This window comes from Motilimonas sp. 1_MG-2023 (assembly GCF_030547455.1).
Classification (GTDB): domain Bacteria; phylum Pseudomonadota; class Gammaproteobacteria; order Enterobacterales; family CBDFNC01; genus Motilimonas.
In genome coordinates this window covers 62,253-86,098 of sequence record NZ_JAUOPX010000016.1, presented here as the reverse complement: position 1 = coordinate 86,098, position 23,846 = coordinate 62,253, and the positions used below count along the sequence as shown (strand labels likewise).

16 protein-coding genes are annotated in these 23,846 nt (G+C 43.0%); 8 read left to right on the top strand and 8 right to left on the bottom strand.

The annotated features are described in order from the left end of the window. The first annotated feature begins 127 nt into the window (after nucleotides 1–127). The 5 genes from ubiD (at nucleotide 128) to Q4519_RS10770 (ending at nucleotide 5,782) form a co-directional block, all read left to right on the top strand. Complete coding sequence (gene ubiD / locus Q4519_RS10790; RefSeq protein WP_303512119.1) at nucleotides 128–1,612, top strand: 4-hydroxy-3-polyprenylbenzoate decarboxylase; 1,485 nt, start codon at nucleotides 128–130, stop codon at nucleotides 1,610–1,612. A 17-nt stretch (nucleotides 1,613–1,629) separates the two neighbouring features. Next, on the top strand, nucleotides 1,630–1,893 hold the full coding sequence (locus tag Q4519_RS10785; protein WP_232801569.1) for a 2Fe-2S iron-sulfur cluster-binding protein: 264 nt from the start codon (nucleotides 1,630–1,632) through the stop codon (nucleotides 1,891–1,893). Between the two features lie 15 nt (nucleotides 1,894–1,908). Beyond that, nucleotides 1,909–2,604 (top strand): NAD(P)H-flavin reductase, encoded by a 696-nt coding sequence (fre, locus tag Q4519_RS10780; RefSeq protein ID WP_232801570.1) that lies wholly within the window; start codon nucleotides 1,909–1,911, stop codon nucleotides 2,602–2,604. 156 nt (nucleotides 2,605–2,760) lie between these two features. Next, nucleotides 2,761–4,554 carry a choice-of-anchor I family protein gene (locus Q4519_RS10775; RefSeq protein WP_303512114.1) on the top strand — a complete coding sequence of 598 codons (1,794 nt, stop codon included), beginning with the start codon at nucleotides 2,761–2,763 and terminating at the stop codon, nucleotides 4,552–4,554. Between the two features lie 211 nt (nucleotides 4,555–4,765). Next, on the top strand, nucleotides 4,766–5,782 hold the full coding sequence (locus tag Q4519_RS10770) for a 2Fe-2S iron-sulfur cluster binding domain-containing protein (RefSeq protein WP_303512112.1): 1,017 nt from the start codon (nucleotides 4,766–4,768) through the stop codon (nucleotides 5,780–5,782). A gap of 41 nt (nucleotides 5,783–5,823) precedes the next feature. Here the strand turns inward: Q4519_RS10770 and Q4519_RS10765 are convergent, their stop codons facing one another. The 4 genes from Q4519_RS10765 to Q4519_RS10750 form a co-directional block, all read right to left on the bottom strand. Next, nucleotides 5,824–7,149, bottom strand: coding sequence for a hypothetical protein (locus Q4519_RS10765; RefSeq protein WP_303512110.1), 1,326 nt, complete (start codon nucleotides 7,147–7,149; stop codon nucleotides 5,824–5,826). Nucleotides 7,150–7,445: 296 nt separating this feature from the next. Continuing rightward, nucleotides 7,446–8,894, bottom strand: coding sequence for a dihydrolipoyl dehydrogenase (locus Q4519_RS10760; protein ID WP_303512108.1), 1,449 nt, complete (start codon nucleotides 8,892–8,894; stop codon nucleotides 7,446–7,448). 110 nt (nucleotides 8,895–9,004) lie between these two features. Continuing rightward, nucleotides 9,005–9,733 carry a glutathione peroxidase gene (locus Q4519_RS10755; protein WP_303512106.1) on the bottom strand — a complete coding sequence of 243 codons (729 nt, stop codon included), beginning with the start codon at nucleotides 9,731–9,733 and terminating at the stop codon, nucleotides 9,005–9,007. 141 nt (nucleotides 9,734–9,874) lie between these two features. Next, a complete protein-coding gene (locus Q4519_RS10750) occupies nucleotides 9,875–13,234 on the bottom strand; it encodes a transporter substrate-binding domain-containing protein (protein WP_303512104.1) in 3,360 nt (1,119 codons plus the stop codon). 76 nt (nucleotides 13,235–13,310) lie between these two features. Here Q4519_RS10750 and epd point away from each other — a divergent pair, with 76 nt between their 5' ends. Next, entirely contained in the window at nucleotides 13,311–14,345 is a 1,035-nt protein-coding gene (gene epd, locus Q4519_RS10745) for an erythrose-4-phosphate dehydrogenase (RefSeq protein ID WP_303512102.1), read from the top strand. Between the two features lie 253 nt (nucleotides 14,346–14,598). Here epd and Q4519_RS10740 read toward each other — a convergent pair whose 3' ends face one another. The 3 genes from Q4519_RS10740 to Q4519_RS10730 all read right to left on the bottom strand — a co-directional run bounded on the left by Q4519_RS10740 (nucleotide 14,599) and on the right by Q4519_RS10730 (nucleotide 18,364). Further along, complete coding sequence (locus Q4519_RS10740) at nucleotides 14,599–16,602, bottom strand: methyl-accepting chemotaxis protein (protein WP_303512100.1); 2,004 nt, start codon at nucleotides 16,600–16,602, stop codon at nucleotides 14,599–14,601. A 798-nt stretch (nucleotides 16,603–17,400) separates the two neighbouring features. Then, nucleotides 17,401–17,841 carry a DUF3010 family protein gene (locus Q4519_RS10735; RefSeq protein WP_303512098.1) on the bottom strand — a complete coding sequence of 147 codons (441 nt, stop codon included), beginning with the start codon at nucleotides 17,839–17,841 and terminating at the stop codon, nucleotides 17,401–17,403. A 397-nt stretch (nucleotides 17,842–18,238) separates the two neighbouring features. Then, a complete protein-coding gene (locus Q4519_RS10730) occupies nucleotides 18,239–18,364 on the bottom strand; it encodes a hypothetical protein (protein ID WP_282561121.1) in 126 nt (41 codons plus the stop codon). Between the two features lie 397 nt (nucleotides 18,365–18,761). Here Q4519_RS10730 and polA point away from each other — a divergent pair, with 397 nt between their 5' ends. After that, nucleotides 18,762–21,521 (top strand): DNA polymerase I, encoded by a 2,760-nt coding sequence (gene polA / locus Q4519_RS10725; RefSeq protein ID WP_303512095.1) that lies wholly within the window; start codon nucleotides 18,762–18,764, stop codon nucleotides 21,519–21,521. Between the two features lie 620 nt (nucleotides 21,522–22,141). Here the strand turns inward: polA and yihA are convergent. After that, nucleotides 22,142–22,786, bottom strand: a complete 645-nt coding sequence (yihA, locus tag Q4519_RS10720; RefSeq protein ID WP_348983265.1) for a ribosome biogenesis GTP-binding protein YihA/YsxC — start codon at nucleotides 22,784–22,786, stop codon at nucleotides 22,142–22,144. A gap of 143 nt (nucleotides 22,787–22,929) precedes the next feature. Between yihA and Q4519_RS10715 the strand changes: the two genes are divergently transcribed. Then, entirely contained in the window at nucleotides 22,930–23,553 is a 624-nt protein-coding gene (locus Q4519_RS10715) for a cytochrome c (RefSeq protein WP_232801585.1), read from the top strand. Nucleotides 23,554–23,846: the final 293 nt, after the last annotated feature.

Genomic DNA, 23,846 nt, shown 5'->3' with positions numbered 1-23,846 from the left:
TCGCACCTTGAAGGCCTAGGTTGCTGCATTAGCTTGCTTAGTACTGAAAACACGGCGGCGCTCTGAAACATGCATCTTCAAGTGGATTGGGTATAATACCCGTCTCTGACAAACAGGTTTGCCCCATATGAAATATAAAGACTTACGTGATTTTATTGCTTTATTAGAGCAACAAGGCCTATTGAAGCGGATCAGCCAGCCAATCGACCCTAATCTTGAGATGACTGAAATAGCGGATCGTACGTTAAAAGGAGGCGGCCCAGCATTATTGTTTGAGAACCCAATTGGTTACGATATGCCTGTATTGGCGAATTTATTTGGCACCACTGAGCGGGTTGCCTTGGGCATGGGGCAAAAAGATGTTACCGCATTGCGTGATGTCGGCACTTGGTTGTCTTATTTAAAAGAGCCAGAGCCACCAAAAGGGCTAAGAGAGCTATGGGAGAAAATCCCAATTTTTAAGCAAGTGCTTAACATGCCGGTGAAAAAGCTCTCTAAAGCACCTTGCCAACAAATCGTATTAACGGGCGACGATGTTGATTTAACCAAAATACCTGTGATGCGCTGTTGGCCTGGCGACGTGGCACCCTTGGTGACATGGGGTTTAACCATTACCCGAGGACCAAATAAAAAACGTCAAAACTTAGGTATCTACCGTCAGCAAGTATTAGGTAAGAACAAACTGATTATGCGTTGGTTGTCCCATCGTGGTGGGGCGCTGGATTTTCGTGAATTTCAGCAGCAAAACCCCGGTCAGCCTTACCCTGTTTCAGTGGCTTTAGGTGCCGATCCTGCCACCATCCTAGGTGCGGTTACACCAGTGCCTGATACCTTGAGTGAATATGCTTTTGCAGGCTTATTGCGCGGAGGCCGCACCGAAGTAGTTAAAAGTATTTCAAATGATCTAGAGGTTCCCGCCAGTGCTGAGATAGTGCTAGAAGGATACTTATACCCTGACGAAATGGCGCCAGAAGGGCCCTATGGCGATCATACGGGTTATTACAATGAAGTGGATGAGTTCCCGGTCTTTACCGTTACCCATATCACGATGCGAGAAAATCCGATTTATCACAGCACCTACACCGGTCGTCCGCCCGATGAGCCGGCAATTTTAGGGGTGGCATTGAATGAGGTGTTTGTTCCTATTATTCAAAAGCAATTTCCTGAAATTGTGGACTTTTATTTACCGCCTGAAGGTTGCTCATATCGCATGGCGATAGTGACAGTTAAGAAGCAATATCCTGGTCATGCTAAGCGAGTGATGCTAGGCGTTTGGTCATTCTTACGTCAGTTTATGTACACTAAGTTTGTGATTGTTTGTGATGATGATGTCAACGCTCGTGATTGGAACGATGTGATTTGGGCAATTACCACGCGGATGGATCCGACGCGCGATACCACGCTTATTGATCATACGCCGATTGATTATCTTGATTTCGCCTCACCTGTGTCTGGCCTAGGTTCAAAAATGGGCTTAGATGCCACTAACAAATGGCCGGGTGAAACCAATCGAGAATGGGGTGAGCCCATCGTCATGGACCCGAAAGTCACAAAGCGCATTGACGACATCTGGCATGAGTTAGAAATCGACACGCCGTTAAAGCGTGATTAATTTTATGAGATTGTTAAATGTTTAAAGCCAGATTGCTGCCTGATGGGGTAGAATTTGATATCAACGAACATGAAACCATCTTAGCGGCGGCCATTCGCCAGCAGATCCCGTTTCCCTATCGTTGTCGCACGGGCGGCTGTCAAAGTTGTTTGTGCCAACGCACTAAGGGCGAGGTGGAATACGGTGCCATGGAGCCTTGGCTAACAGATGCAGAGCAAGCCAAAGGCTGGACTTATGCCTGTTTGGCTAAGCCATTAACGGATTTAGAAATAAAGCTTTAAGCTTTAGGAAATGTTATGAAATCATATAGTTGTAAATTAGTAGAACTGTCACAGTTCACTGACTTTGTTTATAAGCTGGTATTAAAAACCACTGAGCCAGCTGAATTTATTGCAGGCCAATATTTGACAGTGGTGATGGGTGAAAAGGACAAACGCCCTTTTTCAATTGCTAACAGCCCAACAACTGGCTTAATTGAGTTGCACATCGGTGCCTCTGAGCATAACCCTTATGCGATGGAAGTGATTGAAAAAGTAAAACAAACAGGTGAGCTAACAGTAGAAATTGCGGCAGGTAAAGCTTACTACCGAGAAGAATCTACACGTCCAGCAATCTTAATTGCCGGTGGCACAGGCTTTTCTTACGCTAAATCAATTTTGGAATACAGCCTAACCACCGCCAATAAACAGCCGATGTTTATTTATTGGGGCGCGCAGCAGCCAGAGCACCTTTATTATCATCAAGAGCTAGCAGCATTAGCAGCGCAACATGAACATCTGACCTATATCCCTGTAGTAGAAAATGGCGCAGTTGCAGGTGGCAAAACCGGCCTAGTACATAAAGCCGTTCTTGAAGACTTTGTCAGTTTAGAAGGTTATGACGTTTATATTGCTGGCCGCTTTGAAATGTCAGGCGCAGCACGTGAAGACTTCCGCCAACAAGGTATTGAAGAGGCGCATCTGTACGGTGATGCGTTTGAATTTATTAAATAATATTTTCTCTTCTTAAACATCTAAAACCGAGCAGATCTAGCTAAGATTGCTCGGTTTTTTGTCACATTACTGTCACAAAAAGTGAAACTTAATGTAAACTGTTTTCCTTAGCATTAGCGCTATTTTATTATTATTATCACTATAAAAAGGAAAACCATGAACTTTAAGGGCACCACAACATTATTAGCTAGCAGCCTGGTTTTGGCATTTCAAGCAACGGCGGCAGCTCCCACTGAAGTTTCTCTTGACTCCGCGCCTAAGCCAGCACTAATAGCACGTCACGCTTCTGGTGTGTTTGATGCTAGCGCTGCTGAAATTGTTAGCTTTGACAAGCTCAGCCAACAAATTTTTGTGGTCAATGCACAAAGCGGTGCAATTGATGTATTTGATGCCAGCAAGTTATCGAGCCAAGCTAAAGTGGCTGATGAGCTGACCTTAAACAATCTACCTAAAGTGGCTACATTAGATGTTAAGCATGATGTGGCTAATAAATTGGCAGGCGCTGCAAACAGTGTGGCTGTTTCAGGCGACTTACTCGCAGTTGCGATTGAAGCAGGTGACGGTAAGGGCAATAAGCGTCAAGGTCGTGGTTATGCGGCGTTTTATAAAATTGGCAGCGATAAGAAAATCACTTTTATCAAAGCTGTTAGAGTGGGTTTTTTACCCGATATGATCACCTTTACCCCAGATGGCAAAGCCGCTTTAGTGGCTAATGAGGGAGAACCGTCTGGTGATTATAATGTCGATCCTGAAGGCTCTATATCGTTGATTAAAGTTAATAATGGTCAGCCAAGTGAAGCCCTTGAGCTGGCCTTTACTGACTTTAATCAAGGCGGTAAGCGTGCTGCTGAAGTACCAGCTGATTTAAATGTGTACGGTAAAAGCATGAAAGGTGTGGCATCGAGCTTGGCGCAAGATCTTGAGCCTGAATATATTTCGGTGACCAAAGACAGCAGCACGGCTTTTGTCTCACTGCAAGAAAACAATGGATTAGCGGTGGTTGATGTAGCCAACGGCAAAATCAAGCAACTGATTAGCTTAGGCTACAAAGATTATAGCCAAGCAGAAAATGCCCTAGACTTGAATGATCGCGATAATATTGAGTCAATCAAAGGTACGGTTCTTGCGAACGGTAAAGCCAAAATCAATATCCAGCCTTGGCCGCATGTGGTGGGGATGTATCAACCCGATTCCGTGGCCAGCTACACCGTTAATGGTCAGCACTTTGTGGTGACCGCTAACGAAGGTGATGCGCGTGAATATTTCTTTGATGCCACTAAAGAAGAATGTGAAGCCCAAGGCGGATTGGACTGGGATGAAGATGACGGTTGTTTATCATTCAATGAAGAAGTTCGCGTTGAAGACTTAGTTGGCAAAGCACAGTTTAGCCCTGAGCTAGCCAAAATGACAGGAGAAGAGCAGTTAGGTCGTTTAAAGATCACTAATACCTTAGGTAAAAATAGCCAAGGCCAATACGACACTTTCTACTCTTACGGCGCCCGTTCGTTTTCAATTTGGACTGCAGATGGTAAGCAAGTGTTCGACTCAGGCAGCGACTTTGAGCGTATTACTGCCGAGCGTGTGGGTGAAAACTTCAACGCCAGTAATGACCGCGCGCAAAATCATAAGAAAAATGACCGCTCAAGCGCCAAAGGACCGGAGCCTGAAGCACTGACGTTAGGTGAAATTGATGGCCGCACTTATGCCTTTATTGGGTTGGAGCGTGTTGGTGGCTTTATGATTTACGATATTACCACGCCAGCAGAAGCAAAATTTGTTAGCTATACCCTTAACCGTGACTTCACTAAGAATCCAACAAAAGAAGCGGCGGGCGATGTTGGGCCAGAAGGCATGGCGTTTGTTAGCAAAGGTGATAGCCCAACTGGCAAACCATTGCTAATTATAGGCAATGAAGTTAGTGGTTCGACCTCTGTTTACGAACTGAGATAAGCCTCTGAATTTGCGAGTAAGCTTAAAAAAGACGTCAAGCCACCTTAAAATAGGGTGGCTTTTTGTTATTAATTTGACTTTTTTGTCTCGCTCAAGGCGAGTTTATCCCCTATACCTTAAGTCACAACTGAATAAAGGAATGTACGCATTCATACTGCTCGGTTTGCTATTTAAAAGCTGATTGGAGTGATGTTGTTGCTTAAGGTTTCCGATGAAAAAAATAATCTTTAACGGCCAGACCTATCCGCTCGATCCTAGTCATTCTGTATTGGATAACCTGCTAGCTGCTGGGTTAAAGATCCCTCATTCTTGCAGAACGGGCATTTGCCAAAGCTGTATTCTCCAAAAAATATCTGGAGAAGTAGATAGTGAAGCTCAACAGGGTTTAAGAGAGGCGCTGGCAATGCAAGACTATTTTAAAACCTGTTGTGCATTTTGCGATACAGATATTGAAGTCACTTCTGGTAAGCGTGCAGATTTTCTCGGGCGAGCGGTGATAACGCAAAAACGTCTACTCAACAATAAGGTGTGTTTGTTAGAGATTGAGCCTGCCAATCCTATTTATTACCATGCAGGGCAGTTTTTGAATATTCGTCGTGATGACGGCGAAACGCGCAGTTATTCCATTGCTAGCCTGCCTTCACGAGCAGGTGCATTGGAATTTCATATTGAACGAATGAAAAACGGTACCCTTAGTAATTGGCTATTTGATGAGGCTCAAGTAGGCGACTGTTTGGAAATTCAAGGGCCTTATGGTCGTTCTTTTTATCGCACTACCCCCAATAACATGAACATCTTACTGGTGGCCAATGATTGTGCTTTGGCTCCCGCTTTAGGTGTCATTAGAGATGCTCTTGATTCTGGCTTTAAGGGACAAGTGTACCTTTACCATGGCAGTCATAACCTTGATGGTCTGTATTTTCATGAGCAGTTAATGACCATGGATGAAGCGGTCGATAATTTTCATTATCGAGCCTGTATTGATGATCAGACTCGGGTTAGGGATGAGCTACCAGCAGGCTATTATCAAGGTAATATGGCACAATTAGCTTTGTCGCGCTTTGCCCATTTACAGGCGTTTAAGGTATTTTTGTTTGGTGAGCCGACAATGGTTCGAGCAACCAAAGAAGCAGTGATAACAGCTGGCGCGTTGATTGAAAATGTATTTATTGATCCCTTTGATTATCGAGATTTGAGAAAAATTAAGCGGCCAACTAAGGCCGCATAATTTAGTTAAACCCTGTTGGGCTCATTGTTAAAGTGTTCCACTTAGTAGCGAATAATATCTTGCATTGGGTCATAGTCGCTGTTGCTTAGACTGCGGCTATTTGGATTAATGGCCGAGCAGTAGCCAATTAATGGCAAGGTGGTCGGCGAGCCTAAGCGATTGAAAAAATCTTCTACTTCTACTAAGTCAGTACCACTGGCATTGGCTAGTGCTTTTTTCACTACGGCCAGTGCGCGTGGGCGCACTTCACTTGCTGCAATACGATTGCGTTGACCCCAACCGATAATGTAATCATCACATTTAGGGTCGGTGATGTCAGGAACCTCTAAATACGCAACATCACGATCAACATTAAAGTGTTTTTTCATCATACTTTCTTCAAATAGCATGGCAAAATCTTCTTCGGTTTTGTAGTAGGCGTATTGGTCATTAGCCCCTTCTCGCTCAAGTAACGAACCGACCTCTGCTGCGGTGTAGGTTAATATTCTTGCTTGCTGATCTTTATCTTTAGATTCTTCCCCACCGTAGAGATTGAGAGAGATTGCCTGCATATCGGAATTGGTTAGTTTATAGGTGCTAACAAATACTTGGTCACTCATTTGGGGAGTGTCGCGGTCATGATAAATTTCTGACAACTTTTTATCGGAGGGGGTCAAAGTAACCATAAAAGAGTCATGATAAATATCACGGGCATGGGCTAACTCATGAAATAGTAATCCCGCAAACTCAGGTAGCGCCGCACCTAAACTACGCTCCGTTTTATCACTTAATGAGCCTGGCGCAGAGATAGTTGTATTGTTAAAAACAAAACGCCCGGTGGTTAAGAATTGGAATTTTTTCGCATATGCTGCGCGATAATCATCCTCTTTCTTAATAGTGGCTTTTTCGGCATTGGTTAACCATAAATAGTCTGGATCAAGATAGATAGCGCCTGAGTAGGGAGTAAAATAAGATGGACGAATATCAGAGCTAATTACAATGGCGCGCACACTTTGGAATAGTGGCATGATGGTATTAGGCATATTGTTATCCGTTAACATATCGCGAAAACGGTTAATCATCCAATCATCAGACACGACTAGGCGATTCATTATGTCATCAATCGTCGGATTGGGGTTCTCGTTATAAATAAACGACAGCTCGTTAAGGGAGCATGAGTCCGCGCGGGTTTGTGCTTTAACACACTTTACTAACGTGCTGGCATGGGGGCTACTGGATATCGCTACTTTTAATTCGGCCGTTGGCTCGATGGGGGGAGTTGGATTGCCGCCATCAACAGGCTTACCTGATAAATTAATCGGATCTCCGCCACCGCATGCTGTGAGAGAAAGCGCTGCAAATAACAGCCCAAATTGATAAATTTTCATTGCCACGGATACCTGTGAATAATAAATAAAATTAACGTCATATTTTCAGGGTATTTGGCTCTCTGTCAACCAATGGAAAGTGTTTTGATGAGGTAGAACAAGTTTCAGCAGTTTAGATAATAAAAAGCTCCGTCAGCGTGACGAAGCTTTGTGTAGCAATAACTATATCCAAACTACTTGGAGTTGCAGGTAGGCGGCAAGTGAGCAACTCCCATGAGCATAGATAAACTATGTGATTGAGGTGAACGAGCTTAGCCAACTCCGTTGCAGCTTCAAGTAGCAAGGGTATATACGGGCTAACAGCCTGGGCCACATTCCATACACATTTGCGTCATTTCTGGTCCCAAATGTAATTTCGAGTTGAGGTCACGTAATGCCGTTCTTACGCCTTCTTCTATTACTGGGTGGTAGAAAGGCATATCGAGCATTTGTGCCACGGTCATTTTATTTTGATGAGCCCAAGCCAGTAAGTGTGCTAAATGTTCGGCATTAGGTCCGGTCATTTCCGCTCCTAAAAAACGCCCTGTACCGTTTTCGCCATACACTTTTAATAGGCCTTTGTTTATTAACATCACGCGGCTACGGCCTTGGTTTTCAAAGCTCACTTCACCGGTGGTAAAGCAGCCACAACTGCCAAGGCGCTTTTCAATCTCACGGTAGCTTTCACCGACCATAGCAATTTGTGGGTCACTAAACACGGCAGCAATTGGCGTGCGACGAAGGCCGGCGCGAATATCTGGAAAAACACCGGCATTGTAGCCAGCAATTTTGCCTTGATCGGCGGCTTCATGTAGCAATGGAATTTGATTGCTGGAATCGCCTGCGATAAAAATGTTCGGTATCGAGGTTTGCATGGTGTATTTATCAGCAAGCGGCACGCCTTTTTCATCTAGTTGAATGTCGAGCTGATCCAGGCCTATTTTATCTACATTAGGGCGACGGCCCGTGGCTGCAACTAGGTAATCCACTAAGGTTTCTTGCTCGACCCCTTGCTTATCTGTGTATTTAATATAAACCTTGTCGCCTTCACGCTGCACTGTTGAAACGTTAGCATCAGCATCTAAGTAGAACTCATCGGCAAAGGTTTTATAGGCGTAAGCCATCACATCGGGATCGGTTAATGGGCCCACTTGGCCACCAACACCAAACATGATCACTTTCACGCCTAAGCGATGTAATGCTTGGCCTAGCTCTAAGCCAATCACACCTGGACCAAACACGGCCACCGACTCAGGTAAATCGTCCCAATTGAATACGTCATCATTTACCACTAAACGATCGCCCAAATCATTCCAAGGGGCCGGCCAGCTAGGGCGAGAGCCTGTCGCGATAACAATGCGTTTTGCTTTAATTTGTAAGTCATCACCTACTTGTAAGGTGTTGTCGTCGACAAACTTAGCGTAACCTTGAATTTTATCTGACTCGGGAATGCTATCAACGGATTCCAGTACAAAGCCAACAAAGCGGTCGCGTTCATCGCGTACACGTTTCATTGCTTCTTTACCGTTAATATTTGGCTTGCCTAAGTGAACACCAAAAGCGGCAGATTTTTCATATTGATGGGCATTTTCTGCTGCGGCAATCAATAGTTTACTTGGCATGCAGCCTACCCGCGCACAGGTTGTGCCAAATGGGCCGCCTTCAATAATGGCTACTGAATCTGTTGACTCTTTGGCTGCGCGATAGGCCGCTAACCCTGCTGTGCCACCACCGATTATAGCTACATCTAACTGTTTAATTTTCATAACAACCTCATAAGTGGAATTTGTTTGCCTGAATTCACTGCTGATTAAATAAAATCAGGGAAAAAAACTGGATTAGTAAAGGGCGGGTTTACCGCCCTAAGTGTTGCTGATTAAGCGAAGTAAGTCGCTAGCTCATCACTCCCACCTATGTGTTTACCCGCGATAAACACTTGTGGCACTGTGGTGCGGCCACTGATGGCTTTTAGGGTGATGCTGCTAGCATCTTTACCCAATACAATCTCTTCAAATACTAAGCCTTTTTCTTTTAATTGTGCCTTAGCCTTAGCACAGAAAGGACAACCTGGCTTAGTGATAACGCTGATGGCTTCTGGCGCTTTGGCATCGGCATTAATGTAGTTCAGCATAGTATCAGCGTCTGACACCTTGAACGGGTCGCCAGGCTCATTTGGCTCGATAAACATTTTGTCGATGATGCCGTCTTTAACCAGCATCGAGTAACGCCAGCTGCGCTTACCGAAGCCAAGGTCATCTTTATCAACAAGCATGCCCATGCCAGCGCTGAATTCACCGTTGCCGTCTGGAATAACACGGATGTTTTCAGCCTCTTGGTCGGCTAACCATGCGTTCATGACGAATGTGTCGTTAACGCTAATACATACGATTTCGTCAACGCCATTTTCTTTTAATACGCCCGCTAGCTCGTTGTAGCGTGGTAAATGCGTTGATGAACAAGTTGGCGTAAATGCACCTGGTAGTGCGAACACTGCCACTGTTTTGCCTTTGAAAATTTCGTCAGTAGTTACGTCAACCCAAGCATCGTTAGCGCGAGTATGGAATGTAACTTGAGGTACTGATTGGCCTTCTTTATTGTCTAACATGTCGTATTCCTTGTTGTTTATAAAAGGTTTGTCGTTTTGATGGGTTAAGTATGGGGTAACCTAGTGAAACTTAGAAATGGTTTAGAACAATAGTATTGATAGTTTTTAACTATTACTTTTTATTTTTTGATAGTTTTTGTTTTATTTGGCTAGCAGCACGCAGTTACGATTGTGGCCCTTGGCTTGATAAAGGGCGTCATCGGCTTGTTGGTAAATAGTTTCTTGGTCAATATCTTGATCAAAATGAACAATATTTACTCCGACGGAGATAGTAATAATATCGTAAGGTTGGTTACGAACATGGGTAATTTGCAATGCTTCAACAGATTCCTTTAGGCGATAGGCAATGTCGGATATGTCGCTATCGAGAACGGCTCCAGACACAATCACGGCAAACTCTTCGCCGCCAAGGCGAAAAACATAATCACAGGCACGGTGAAGATTGCTTTTTAGTGCTTTCGCCAAGTCGATCAATACTTGATCTCCTTTCGGGTGGCCATAAGTGTCATTAAAGGCTTTGAAATTATCAACATCGATGATCATAAATCCAAACAGCTTATTATCTCGCTTAGCTCTGGCTAACTCCTTTGGAAAAATCTCATTGAAATGACGGCGGTTAAATAAACCTGTGAGTTCATCAATGCGAGTGATGTTTTCAATGCGTTTTTTGTCAGTAATGTCTTGCTGGATAACACTGAAACCGATCACTTGATGACCTCGTTTGAGTGGTGAGAGAAAGGTTTGGGTAGTGAGCTTTTGATTATTCTTATAACGGTAGCTGAATTCACCTTGCCAATGTTGCTGCTGCTGTATGGCGTTAAAAAAGCTGTCTTCTGTTTCTTCTGAATTGACGTTGTCGTATAACAACCTGAAGTCACTGTTTAACAGTTTATATTTGGCGATACCTATGGTTTGGCAAAAGGCATCGCTGACATCAATAATATTTTGATTGGTATCAATTTTTAAATTGAGTACATGGTGGTCAATGATATCCAAGTAGTTGTTTATTTTTCTGTTTAAGGCGCTTAGCTTGCGGTTCCAGTAGATGAATAAGCTCAGTAAAGCGAATAATGAGAGTGCAATAGGCCACAGCTTGCGATAGTCGCCTTCATATAGGTATTTAATATTAATCCATCGATTAAATATTTCGTCGTGCTCAGTGGGTTTGATATCGCGAGTTGCGATATCAAATATCTCGCGCAGCAGTGGTTCATCATTACGGGTGGCGACGCCAATAGACCACTCTAAGCCTGTGGCTCCGTTGATCTTTACATTACTGATTTTACCTTGTTGAATTACATGGCTTACCGAGGCCACAGTATCCAAGAAAGCGAAAAGTTCGCCACTGGAGACCATCTCAATGCCTTTCTCCACATTACGGACCTCAACAATGTTAGCCCTAGGGTACTTTTCTTTTACTAACTCAATAAGCGAGTAACCAGCAACAACCCCAATTGGCTCCCCCTCTATCTGCCCTAGGTTACCAATAAAGTAGGGCAGCTCACGGGTTACCACCACTACTGGTAGCTTCATAAACGCTTCGCCAAAATCTAAGTATTTAACTCTACTTGGTGTTTTAGCGGCAGCTGAAATGATGTCACATTCTCGTTGTCTTGCTTTGGCTAATGTTTGCGTCCAGTTGCGCGAGGGTATCAACTTAAATTGCTTGCCAAGCTTTGCTTCATAAAGCTTGATAGTATCAGCCACGATACCTTGATGTTGTTGCTGTTGATCTATCCATTCAAAGGGAGCCCAGTCTGGGTCAACACACATGGTAATCCAAGGCTTATGGCTTAGATAAGCTTGCTGCTCTAAGGTAAATAGCTCGTTATTAAACTCAATATCTAAACCCGCTTTTAAGCTGTTCTCAATCAGCTGCGAGTTGTGTTGCGCATCATTGGTACTAAGCCACTGTTTACGTAGGGCTATGTGTTCCTCTGGTGCTATATTGATTAGCGCTTTGTTTATAATGCTCGTTAGTATAGGGTCTTTGTGGCCAATACCGACGCTGAAGTGGTTATTGAATGGAGTAAAGCCGTGCAAGCGTAAGTTTGCTAAACCTTGCGCTTGGATGTGATACAGGCTAACAAACAACGTGCCTAAAGTAGCATCTACTTCGCCAGTAGCGGCTGCTACCAATCCTGCGCTCACATCTTTATAGCGTTTTATGTTTATTTCGGGGTAACTTCTGGTGATTTCTGCCTCATCCGAGTAGCCTTCAACGAGTGCCAATGTTTTACCATTGAGCTGCTCTAAGGTGAAATAGGGGTTATCACTTTGGCTAATGATAGCAACGGGGGAGCTAAGAAATGGCTGGCTAAAATTAAGGTAGTGCTGGCGTTGTGGCGTATTAATAATACCTGAAATAAGGTCGCAATTGCCTGCTTGAGCTTCATCAAGTGTTGCTTGCCAGCTATCTGTTGGTTTAAGAAGGATATCCAGCTTTAAGCGTTTACTGATCAATTGAATATAGTCGGCAAAAAGTCCCTGATGTCGGCCTTGCTCATCAATTTTATCGTAGGGCATCCAGTCGGGATCTGCACATAATGAAAGAATACCTAATGTGCTTAAATAGTCTTGCTCTACTTGGGTTAAATTAAGGGCGTTTGCTTGGGATAGCTTATCGAATTCACCGAGCCATTTTTTTCTTAACGCGATCAGTTCACTTTCTTTTATCTCGGCCATCGCTTTATTGATGATGCTATGGAGTAACGGCCAATCTTTACGCACCCCTATGTGTAGGGTCTCGGCTTTACCTTCAGAAACATCAACGCTGCCCGCGACAACTAAGCTTGCCAGTAAATGCTTTTCGATTAGGTAGTTGACCGTGGCTAAATTATCAATGTATGCATCAGCTTTATTGGTAGCCACTGCGCGTAAAGCTTCCACCGGAGAGGCGACGTTAAGCAGCTTAATATTGGGGTAGTGTTTAGCAATAAATTTAGTGGAGTAATAGCCCGAAATAACCGCTAAGGTTCTATCTTGTAGTGCGGCTAAATGAGATAGATGAGCGTTATTTGGGGAGGTAACAATGACGGAGTGAAGCTCAAAATAAGGCTTGCTAAACAATAAAAAATCTTGCCGCTCAGGTAAATCGGCCACCACATGCATTAAATCGATTTCTTTCGCTTTGGCTTGTTCCAGTAATTGAAACCAGCTATAACCATTAACGTAGTCGAACTTAACTCCAATTTTATCGGCGATGATATCTAGATAATCAATGGAATAGCCTGCCGGAGTTTGATTATCCACAAAATCTAAAGGGGGCCAGTCGGTTTCGTTCGACACTCGGATCACTGGGTGTTCGGTCAGAAATGCTTCTTCTTCAGGTGTCAGTTTTAAATCATTAGCATAGCTAGCCGAGCTGCTAATAAAGCAACAAACTAGCAAGGTGAATTGAGTGAACCTGACTAAGTAAAACAATAAATAAGCACCTAAAAGGTAAAGTAAAAATAAACCGCGCTGATTATTCAATATACACACAATAATTGATATAGACAAAGTTCACACTTTATTGTGACAAGTAGATTAAGTAAGGTGTGCTGGCGAGTTGCGTTTGATTAGTTAAGGTAGGGGAATGTTAAAAATAGCGATAAATGGTTTTGGTCGTATTGGACGTAGTGTATTAAGGGCGTTATATGAAAATAATTATACCCAGCAAGTTCAAATCGTCGCGATAAATGAATTGGCTACACCAGCAGCGATGGCTCATTTGCTGCAATATGACTCCAGCCATGGCCGTTTTGAGCAGTCAGTCGACTTTGATCAACAACATCTTTATGTTGCAGAACATTCGATAGCTATCTTTCACCAAGCCGATATTCAGCTACTACCATGGCACGATTTAGACGTTGATATTGTGCTCGATTGTACTGGTAAATTTGGCAGCCGCGCCGATGGTTTAGCGCACATTCATGCGGGGGCAGGCAAGGTGTTATTTTCACATCCTGGGGCGGCAGACTTAGATCACACCATTATTTATGGCGTGAATCATCAAAGCTTAACCCAAGCCGACCGCATCGTGTCTAATGGCTCGTGTACCACAAACTGTATTGTGCCAGTGATCAATTTACTGCATCAAGCCTTTGGCATTGAGTCAGGCACTATCACTACTATTCATTCGGCAATGAACGACCAGCAAGTAATTGATGCTTACCACTCTGATTTGCGTCTCGCACGTGCTGCCAGTAGTTCAATTATTCCTGTTAATACCAAGCTAGCTAGGGGAATTGAGCGTATTCTGCCTGAGTTTGCCGATAAATTTGAAGCGATTGCAGTGCGGGTGCCTACTATAAATGTCACCGCGATGGATCTGAGTGTTAGCTTAAAAACACAAGTAGACGTTAACGCGGTAAATCAGCTGTTGCAGCAGCAAACCAGCTCGTTTTATAAAGGCATTGTTGATTATAGCGAAGCTGAGCTGGTCTCCGTTGACTTTAATCATGACTCTCACAGTGCCATTATTGATGGCACTCAAACTCGCGTAAGTAACGGTAATTTATTGAAAACATTGGTTTGGTGTGACAATGAATGGGGGTTTGCGAATCGTATGCTAGACACCGCGCTGGCGATGCATTTTTCGCCATTGAGTGTAACTGAAACCATAGTTTGACATAAATAAACCATGCAGTGGCATAGTTGTTTATTTAGTTGTATCAAATTTAGCACTATGTAGAGTGAAATTAGCTCTCGTTATGTCACTCTATGGTTACATTTTATGTCATCGTATGGTTGCTAAAGTTACGTAACCTATTGATCTTAAAAGTTGGCTTATGACGCTCCTTGGCTCATCACCTATCCATACAGCTTCAAATGTTGTGAAGCTCGCATTTTGAAGTTGCGGTTATATCGTATCTCAACGGGAATTAAGTGCTGACCCGTGCGGAATGGGGTTGCTTTAATTTAAACAGCTGGGTGACGCTTTCCAGCTCACCGGCAAGTTGCGCTAAATTACTACTGGCTTCAGATGTTTGTAGTGCGCCTTGACTACTTTGCTCTGCCGCAACGCCAATATTGCTGATGCTACGGGCAATATCGGCGGTGACTTGCGATTGCTGCTCGGCAGCGACGGCGGTTTGCATGGCATGCTCATTAATTTGGTTCATGGTTTTCGCCACTTCACTTAATGCCAGCTGCATTTCTTTGGCTTTACTAAAGGTGTGCTCTGACTGGCTGGCACTGGCGCGCATTGAGTTCGATACACTGGATGCTTGGTTGTTTAACTCGCCAATGACCACTTCGATATCTTTAGTGGAAATCTGTACTTTTTTCGCTAACTCTCTCACTTCATCGGCCACCACAGAAAAGCCCCGTCCTTGCTCGCCGGCTCTGGCCGCTTCAATGGCGGCATTTAGCGCAAGTAGGTTAGTTTGTTCAGCGATGGTTTGGATCACTTCTAGTACTTGGCCAATTTTTTGGCTGTGCAAATTGAGATGTTCCATATCATCAGCTGTATCGGTATTTAGTTTTAAGGAGTCAGCCATTGAGGCTAGTGTGTCATTAATCGCTTGATCGACATCGTTGAGATGGCGGTTGATATCGCTAATTTCTTCTGCGGCCAAATTAGCATGATGATTGATCTCATTGGCTGCCGCATTCATTTCTTCCATTGCAGTAGCCATCATCTCAATTTCTTTAGTTTGTTCTGCTGCTGAAATTCGAGTTTGATTTGATACCACTGATGTTTCTTCGGCTTTTTCTGACATTGTTTTACTGGCGATAGCTATTTTACTGAGTAAGTCAGACAGGTTTTGCTGCATTTTTCCTAGGCCGGAGTAAACACTGCTATCTTGCGGATTAAAGGTAAAATTATAAGTGAGATCGCCATTGGATATATTGCTAGTTAAGTGCAACATATCACTGGGCTCGCCGCCCAGTGGCCGAGTAATGCTGCGTGTGGTTAACCAAGCAACCAATAAAATAATTAGGCTTGATAGGCCCATAATGTAATAGGTACTGTTGGTAAGTTTGGCTACAGCAGCCATCGCTTCTGCTTCATCGATCTCGGCTAATAAAGCCCATTGGATTTCACCAAAACGCACATCTCCATAAGCAGATAAAACCGCGTTTTGATTGTAATCTTGGATCACCGCGAAACCTTGCTCTCCGCGAAAGCTGGCTTGGGTTGCTGCGGTGTTAACGCCATTGTTGGCAACGGTTCCAGCAAATGACGCTTTAATGCTGCGGTTTGTAGGATCGAGGAAAGAATCGGATCGCATTAAATTATCTGGGCCGACTAGGTAGGTTTCTCCCGTGTCGCCTAGTCCTTCACGCAGCTGCATGATGCTATTTATTTCATCAATAGAAAGCTGTAGCGCTAGCACATATGGTTGATTGTTAAGTGTAACTTGAGTTGCAATAAAAGAGGCTGGCTCATTATTGCTTGGGTTATAGGGTGCAAAATCGACAATCTGAAAGCTTTTCTGTTGGGTGGCCTTATTAAAAACCTGTGCTAAGCCAGAGGTGCTATAGGGCCCGTTGCGCATATTTGTCTGGTAGTCGGCTTCTTTTGTGACCGAATAAAAAACTAGGCCTTGCTGATCAATGAGGAGTAAGTCGTAGTAATGTTTCTTGAGTATAAAAATTTCAAGTAACGCATGATAGCGGTTGATGTACTCTTGTGCACTTTGACCTTGGTTTTCTTTTTGTAGATTACTCAATAGGCTACTAAGTACGGCAAGATCATTCTGCTTATTATCGAAGTAATTTTTTAACTGTACTTGTTTGATTTTCCAGAGCCCAGATAGCTGTTCATGAGCTTGTGTTTTTAGGGCTTTAGCTGCAATTTGCTCGACGATGAAACTGCTAAAAATAGCAGGGATCAAACCAATGGCTATAAACAGCAAGCCTAGTTTATATTTGAGCGGCATATTCTTTGTCCTGAATTGATCAAACCTTTGTAACTTTAGTATCAATTCTGTTGTTCATTTAGCTTAATTCGATTAAATCCTACTGATAGAAATAAAGTGTTTTAACAATAATAGGTTAGGCTTAATTTATTTTTTCGGTGTGAGTATCGAACAGGGGGAATTGAGCCTCATTTGAATTGGCTGAGTCGCTTCCAAAAGTTGTTTATGTATCGGTTTTATTGGTTCGACTCAGCTGTGTCAAAATGGGTCTATTTATGGCTGTGAGAGATCGGCTATTACAATTGTGATTTTTTACCTTTTATAGCTAGGGTTATTTCGTTTTGTGTAGATGGTGATAACTGGTGTTTTTTTTGTAAGCTATTGTTTTTTAATTATATTCTTTTTTATTTTGGGTGCAGCGTTATTACATTGTAATTTTTGTTTGGTATTTATAGGTATTTTAACTGGGGTTTTCCCTTATATTTAGCCTCGCAGGAAGCAAAAAGATGTTTAACAGGATGTTGAACGTCGATGTCGGACAGGATGTTTGACAATCAAGGAAGAAGTAAGGACAACTGCAGGATGCAGTAAGGGACACCTCCAGGATGGAGAGAGAAAGCAAATCAGGATGATTTGTTAGGTTATGGATAACCGAGAAATGCAACCAAAGGATAGGCTGCTAACATAGTCAAAGTGCAGGGAGCACCATACATCACGGAGTAGATGTTATGACTATCAGGGGCGATGTTGAAAAACATCGCCCCTTTTCTTTGCCTGAAATAGGCAGCTTTGATACTAAAGCTGCCTTGTCGCCACAAGTTAATCTTTGTTATACATACTTTCGGTCATGTTAGCGTAAGCGGCTGTGAATGCAGCTTCCTGAAATTTTTTCAGGCCCGTTACGGCAAAGTCGATAGCAATTGGGTTACGCTTTATTTGTTCTTTGATAGTGTTACCGTTAATAAACTCAACGGTTAAGCCATCAATAAGTTGGATCGCTGCTTCAATTTTAAAACCGACAGCGCCGCCAGCAAACTTGCCTTTTTGTGGGCGAGATTTAATTACCACTTTCTCAATCTTGTAGTCTTCGACTAGTTTTGCAAAATCAAACTGAAACTTTTTAAATAGTGCCTGATCTGCATCGTCTTTTAGTAAAAATTTACGTGTGCGACATTCCGGTAGCTCAAATAGCCCCTTATCGAGTGCCAATAGTGAAATAACAGCTTCGCTGCCCTGAATTTCAACGCCACAAACTCTCATTTGGATACCCCTTAATAATTTTCGTCTTCATTATACTCAAATATCATGCAAATGCGCGATTTCAGCTTGGCTGTTTATGTCTTAAAGGTCGGTAGCGATAGGGGTCTTAGCGAGTAAACCTAAGAGCTCGGCGGAAAAGATAAAAATAACAGTTGCAAATGATAATTAATATCATTACTATCTATCTCGTTGTCCAAGCACTCCTAAAGCGACAAGCTAATCATGGCTTAATGTTCTAGGCAAATGGCACGACATTGCTCACATTGCTTCCAGTTTGCCGACTATTCTTATAGTCGGCTTTTTTTTACTTAAATTTCAAATACAAAGAAAGTATCTAAAGTTATTTACTTTGTAAATGATATTTATTATCATTTGATTTGTTGGCACGGCAGATTTTTTAACAAATATCTTTTACAGGTTTTTGTATCGCTTTCTGTTTTAGTGCAAGCACGACATTGCTCACATTGCTTTTTCTCAGCGTTTCGTTGAGTTTGGGGGCTACTTGCATGATGGCTTCTGTCATTCACTATCCAGCCAGAGTGTAAGTAGTGCCCACCTCTTTTCTTTCTGTCATTTATTCCACGATATATCTCACTTTAAAACCGCCTTCACTTTAGATTTTTCAGCTGAATTTTAATGAGTTTTACAGAGTTTGAAAAAATTCAAGAAATCTTTTCCACAATTATTATATTTTTATGCTTTATTTTAGGAAGTAACTTTAAAGGTTATTGTTTTTATTTTTCAGCCACTTATATTTTTTCACTAGTACTTTATTATGTAAATGTTACAGATGAGACGTTTTTGTGAACAGAGATATCCACAGGCTATCGCTATTGAAAATAAAAAAAACAGGTTCAAACATAGAGCCTAGGCGGGGCTTGTGGCATCCTAGCAACATCATTTTTCAATAGACGCTTTTTATGCCGCAGATACCTGAAAATCCTTTCATCCTTGTTGATGGTTCTTCTTACCTTTATCGCGCTTTTTATGCGCCGCCTCATTTAACAAATTCAGCCGGTGAACCAACCGGGGCGGTATATGGTGTGGTGAATATGCTGCGCAGTTTATTGAACCAATTTTCACCCAGTCATATTGCGGTTGTGTTTGATGCGAAAGGTAAAACATTTCGCGATGAAATGTTTGCCGAATATAAGGCGCAGCGGCCATCGATGCCAGATGATCTGCGCTCTCAAGTTGAGCCTTTGCATGACATTATTCGCGCTTTAGGCCTACCTATAATCATCCATGAAGGGGTTGAAGCGGACGATGTGATTGGCACATTGGCGCGCCAAGCCAGTGCAAAAGGTATCAATACCTTGATCAGTACCGGCGATAAAGACATGGCGCAATTGGTGGATGATCATGTGCTATTGATTAATACCATGACCAATACCGTGCTTGATCGTGACGGTGTGGTGGAAAAGTTTGGTGTCGGCCCAGATTTGATCATCGACTATCTCGCGTTAATGGGCGATAAGGTAGATAACATACCCGGAGTGCCGGGGGTGGGTGAGAAGACGGCCATCGCTATGCTGCAAGGTATAGGTAGCATGGATGAAATTTATGAACGCTTAGATGAGTTGCCCGCTCTGGGCTTTCGCGGCTCAAAATCGATGCCAGAGAAAATGCGTGCAAATGAAGCAGAAGCACGTATGTCTTATACCTTAGCAACCATTAAAACGGATGTTGAACTGGCTGAGCGTTATGAAGATCTCAGTGCCAAGCCTGCCGATAAAGATAAATTGATTGAGCTTTACGGAAAAATGGAATTTAAGCGCTGGTTAGCGGAAGTGCTTGATGGGCCTGTGGTATCAAATTCGGCAACGCCAGCAGAAGTTGAGGAGCTGGTTTCTGCGGCTACTTTAGATAGCTCAAAATATGAAACAATTTTAACTCAAACTCAGCTTGATACATGGCTAGCTAAATTACAGCAAGCCCCCCTATTTGCCTTTGATACAGAAACCACCAGTGTTAACTACATGCTCGCTGAGCTAGTTGGGTTTTCATTTGCTGTCGCCCCCGGTGACGCCGCTTATCTTCCGGTGGCACATGATTATCCCGATGCGCCAGAGCAGTTAACACTGGATCAGGTGTTGTCGCAACTTAAGCCCATCTTGGAAGATGCAAGTAAAGCAAAAGTGCTGCAAAACTTAAAGTACGATGCCAGTGTGTTGGCGCGATATGATGTGACTTTACGCGGTGCTGATTTTGACACTATGTTGGAATCTTATGTATTTAACAGTGTGTCTAATCGCCATGACATGGATAGCCTTGCACTGAAATATTTAGGCCATAAAGCCATTAGCTTTGAAGATGTAGCGGGCAAGGGCGCGAAACAGCTCACTTTTAATCAAGTGCCATTGGAAACCGCTGCGGTGTATGCTGCAGAGGATGCTGATGTTACTTTACAGTTACACCAAACCTTATGGCCTAAGTTAGAGCAGCAGCCATCACTGGCCAAACTATTTCATGAGGTGGAATTACCACTGGCCAATGTGCTATCGACCATTGAGCGCACGGGGGTGCTGATTGATTCTGATTTATTAAATAAGCAAAGCCATGAATTAGGTGAAAAAATTATCGCCCTTGAAGCCAAGGCTCATGCTATTGCCGAGCAACCGTTTAACTTAGGCTCGCCGAAACAGCTACAAGAAATTTTATTTGAGAAAATGAAATTACCGGTGGTGAAAAAAACCCCAAAAGGGGCGCCTTCTACGGCGGAAGAAGTATTGCAAGAGCTCGCATACGATTACCCACTGCCAGCGGTTATTTTAGAGTATCGTAGCTTAAGTAAACTGAAATCTACTTATGCTGACAAGTTACCTAAAATGGTCAATTCTGCAACGGGGCGAGTACATACGTCTTACCATCAAGCAATCACCGCGACTGGCCGTTTATCGTCGAGCGATCCTAACTTACAAAATATCCCGATTCGTAATGAAGAAGGTCGCCGCATCCGTGAAGCCTTTATTGCTAAGCCTGGCTTTAAGGTGGTGGCAATCGATTACAGTCAAATTGAACTGCGGATCATGGCGCACTTATCGCAAGATGCTGGCCTGCTGAGTGCTTTTGCCGATGGTAAAGATATTCATAAAGCAACCGCTGCCGAGGTGTTTTCGGTGTCGTTGGATGATGTAACCACTGAACAGCGTCGCAGTGCTAAAGCGATAAACTTTGGCTTAATCTATGGCATGAGTGCGTTTGGTTTAGCTAAGCAGCTAAATATCGGTCGCGCCGAAGCGCAAACGTACATGGATCTCTATTTTGAACGCTACCCTGGTGTCTTACGTTATATGGAAACCACGCGCGCTAATGCGATGGAAGATGGTTTTGTGGAAACCTTATTAGGTCGACGCTTGCATTTGCCTGATATTAAAGCACGCAATGCGATGCGTAAAAAAGCCGCTGAACGTGCAGCAATCAATGCGCCGATGCAAGGGACTGCGGCTGATATTATCAAGTTAGCCATGATCCACGTCGCTGATTGGATTGAGCAGCAGTCTGACAACTCCATTCAAATGATCATGCAAGTACACGATGAATTGGTGTTTGAAATTGCAGAAGATAAATTGGAGCAATATGTTCCAACATTACAACAGCTAATGGAGCAAGCGATGACCCTCGATGTGCCTTTAGTGGCGGAAGCTGGCATAGGTGATAACTGGAATCAGGCACACTAATAAACGCTCAGTTCGCTAACGCTGGTTGGCGAACTTGAAGTTGTGATTGGGTGCGGGTGAAATTTAATGTTTTAGATCAAGTGATGTAAATAAATTACAAATTAGCACTTTAAATGTTCAACCCCTTTAACTATAGTTTTAGCTGTAGGGTACAGAGGGAAAGGTAGTCAATCTAAGATGCTTATCTAAGATGCTTATCTAAGATTTTATCTTTCAGACCTTTTATTTCACTTATTGAATAAAGCTATATTAAGCGCCTTGGTAATTTACCAAGGCTTTTTTTTGCCTAGAAATTAGCTTTATCTGCATTCAGGCAGATCATTTGTTCACTCAAAACGGTGTTAAAGATACGGTATTGTTAAATAATTACAGTCTTATCGAAATAATACTGTCGTTATTCTGATGATCAAAAACCAGTATTCGCGCAGGGCAAACGCATGAATGATTTTGCAACGATAAGTGACGTTTTTAGACGAATATCTGCCGCAGGGAAGCGGCAGTTAAGCCATCAACAGCTTTTGAAGGATGATTTCACGGCGTTTCGTATAATAAAATGTGACTTGTTTAAGGATGTGCTCAAATATTGTACATTCATGTGTCCGGCCTAAGTATTAGCGGATTTATTCTGCGTCTTTGAGCTCTGGCTCTGCATCTTCAATGGCCGGGCAGTACCATTGATTGAGCTTAATCATTAATTTTTCTAAGCCGATACCTTTGGTTGAAGAAAATGCTTCAACTTCTACATCACCTTCAAATGTTTTTGCTTCTTCACGCATCCGTTTTAACGTGGTTTTTCTTAGGCCTTGTTTGAGCTTATCGGCTTTGGTCAACAAACAAAGTACTGGTAAGTTACTATCAACAGCCCAGTAAATTAAATCTTGGTCAGAATCTTTAAAAGGGTGGCGAATATCCATTAACACCACTAAACCTTTAAGTGACTCGCGTTTTTGTAAGTACTCCCCCAGTGCTTTTTGCCAGTTTTTTTTCATATCTTCTGGTACTTTCGCGTAACCGTAGCCGGGTAAGTCGATAATACGTTTGTTTTCAGCTAGTTCGAAGACGTTAATTAACTGAGTACGGCCCGGAGTTTTACTGGTGCGCGCTAAGGTTTTCTGTCTGGTTAGGGTGTTCAGCGCGCTGGATTTACCTGCGTTAGAGCGACCAGCAAAGGCGACCTCGATACCAATATCGTCGGGCATTTGGCGAATATCAGGCGCACTTGTAATAAAGTGGGCAAGGTTGTAGTTCATGGTTTGCTTGGTCAAAATGCTTACTCCAGCGGGAAAGTTTTACGTATTGATTACTTTTTTTTAAAATTGTGTAAAATATGCGTGTTCATAAAAATAATGATTGTAGCATGCACGGATAAGCATGTGATCTGGAAGCTTAATAATAAAATTGGATTGCCATGAAAAACATAGCGCTAGCTCTAGTAGCAATGATCGGGTTCAGCGGTGCCGCTTTAGCACAAGGTGATGCTGCTGCAGGAGAAACTAAATCAGCAACATGTGTTGCTTGTCACGGGGCTGATGGTAACTCACCAACAGATATGTACCCTAAATTGGCAGGCCAGCATCCCAAGTACCTTGAAAAGCAGCTTAAAGAATTTAAGCTGGCAATGGAAACGGGCGGTGAAAAAGGCCGTAATAACGCCATTATGGGTGGTATGGTTGCTGGCTTAACCGAGCAAGATATGGCTGACTTAGCTGCTTATTATGGCGGTAAAAGTATGTCTCCAGCGACCACGCCTGAAGAGGTAGTTGAAGCAGGACAAAAATTATACATGGGCGGTGATGCTGCTCGTGGTATTCCTGCTTGTACTGCTTGTCATGGCCCTCGTGGTGAAGGTACTGAATTGTCTGGTTTCCCGAAAATTTCAAGCCAGCATCCTGCTTATATCAAATCACAGCTTGAGCTATTTCGCAGTGGTGAGCGTAATAACGATATGAATGGTATGATGGGCGACATCGCGAAAAAGTTAACAGACGAAGATATTGCTATCTTGTCTAAATATATCGCAGGTCTGCACTAGGCAATTGTCACGGGCCAAGTGATTGGCCGTTAGTGAATGCAATTAGCCGCACTATTAACTGTACCAGCCTTGTTGCTTGTACAGTTTTTTGTGTTTCTGGGGTTTAATATTTTTGAATTGAGTTTGCGTTGCTTAAGGCTTTCTATTTGTTACTTTTTAGTAGATGCAAAACCTGTTTAAAGTCGGTGTTATTTTGTTTCAGCAAAACGAGAAGGTAGCTTACGACTGCCATATTAGCTTTTATAGCCAATAAAACCATGTGTTGGATTGCCAAGCAATGCAACTAACCAGCT

Excerpts from the sequence above, each read along its gene's own strand:
- ubiD (WP_303512119.1), top strand. The coding sequence starts at position 128 with ATGAAATATAAAGACTTACGTGATTTTATTGCTTTATTAGAGCAACAA.
- Q4519_RS10785 (WP_232801569.1), top strand. The coding sequence starts at position 1,630 with ATGTTTAAAGCCAGATTGCTGCCTGATGGGGTAGAATTTGATATCAAC.
- fre (WP_232801570.1), top strand. The coding sequence starts at position 1,909 with ATGAAATCATATAGTTGTAAATTAGTAGAACTGTCACAGTTCACTGAC.
- Q4519_RS10775 (WP_303512114.1), top strand. The coding sequence starts at position 2,761 with ATGAACTTTAAGGGCACCACAACATTATTAGCTAGCAGCCTGGTTTTG.
- Q4519_RS10770 (WP_303512112.1), top strand. The coding sequence starts at position 4,766 with ATGAAAAAAATAATCTTTAACGGCCAGACCTATCCGCTCGATCCTAGT.
- Q4519_RS10765 (WP_303512110.1), bottom strand. The coding sequence starts at position 7,149 with ATGAAAATTTATCAATTTGGGCTGTTATTTGCAGCGCTTTCTCTCACA.
- Q4519_RS10760 (WP_303512108.1), bottom strand. The coding sequence starts at position 8,894 with ATGAAAATTAAACAGTTAGATGTAGCTATAATCGGTGGTGGCACAGCA.
- Q4519_RS10755 (WP_303512106.1), bottom strand. The coding sequence starts at position 9,733 with ATGTTAGACAATAAAGAAGGCCAATCAGTACCTCAAGTTACATTCCAT.
- epd (WP_303512102.1), top strand. The coding sequence starts at position 13,311 with ATGTTAAAAATAGCGATAAATGGTTTTGGTCGTATTGGACGTAGTGTA.
- Q4519_RS10740 (WP_303512100.1), bottom strand. The coding sequence starts at position 16,602 with ATGCCGCTCAAATATAAACTAGGCTTGCTGTTTATAGCCATTGGTTTG.
- Q4519_RS10735 (WP_303512098.1), bottom strand. The coding sequence starts at position 17,841 with ATGAGAGTTTGTGGCGTTGAAATTCAGGGCAGCGAAGCTGTTATTTCA.
- Q4519_RS10730 (WP_282561121.1), bottom strand. The coding sequence starts at position 18,364 with ATGACAGAAGCCATCATGCAAGTAGCCCCCAAACTCAACGAAACGCTG.
- polA (WP_303512095.1), top strand. The coding sequence starts at position 18,762 with ATGCCGCAGATACCTGAAAATCCTTTCATCCTTGTTGATGGTTCTTCT.
- Q4519_RS10715 (WP_232801585.1), top strand. The coding sequence starts at position 22,930 with ATGAAAAACATAGCGCTAGCTCTAGTAGCAATGATCGGGTTCAGCGGT.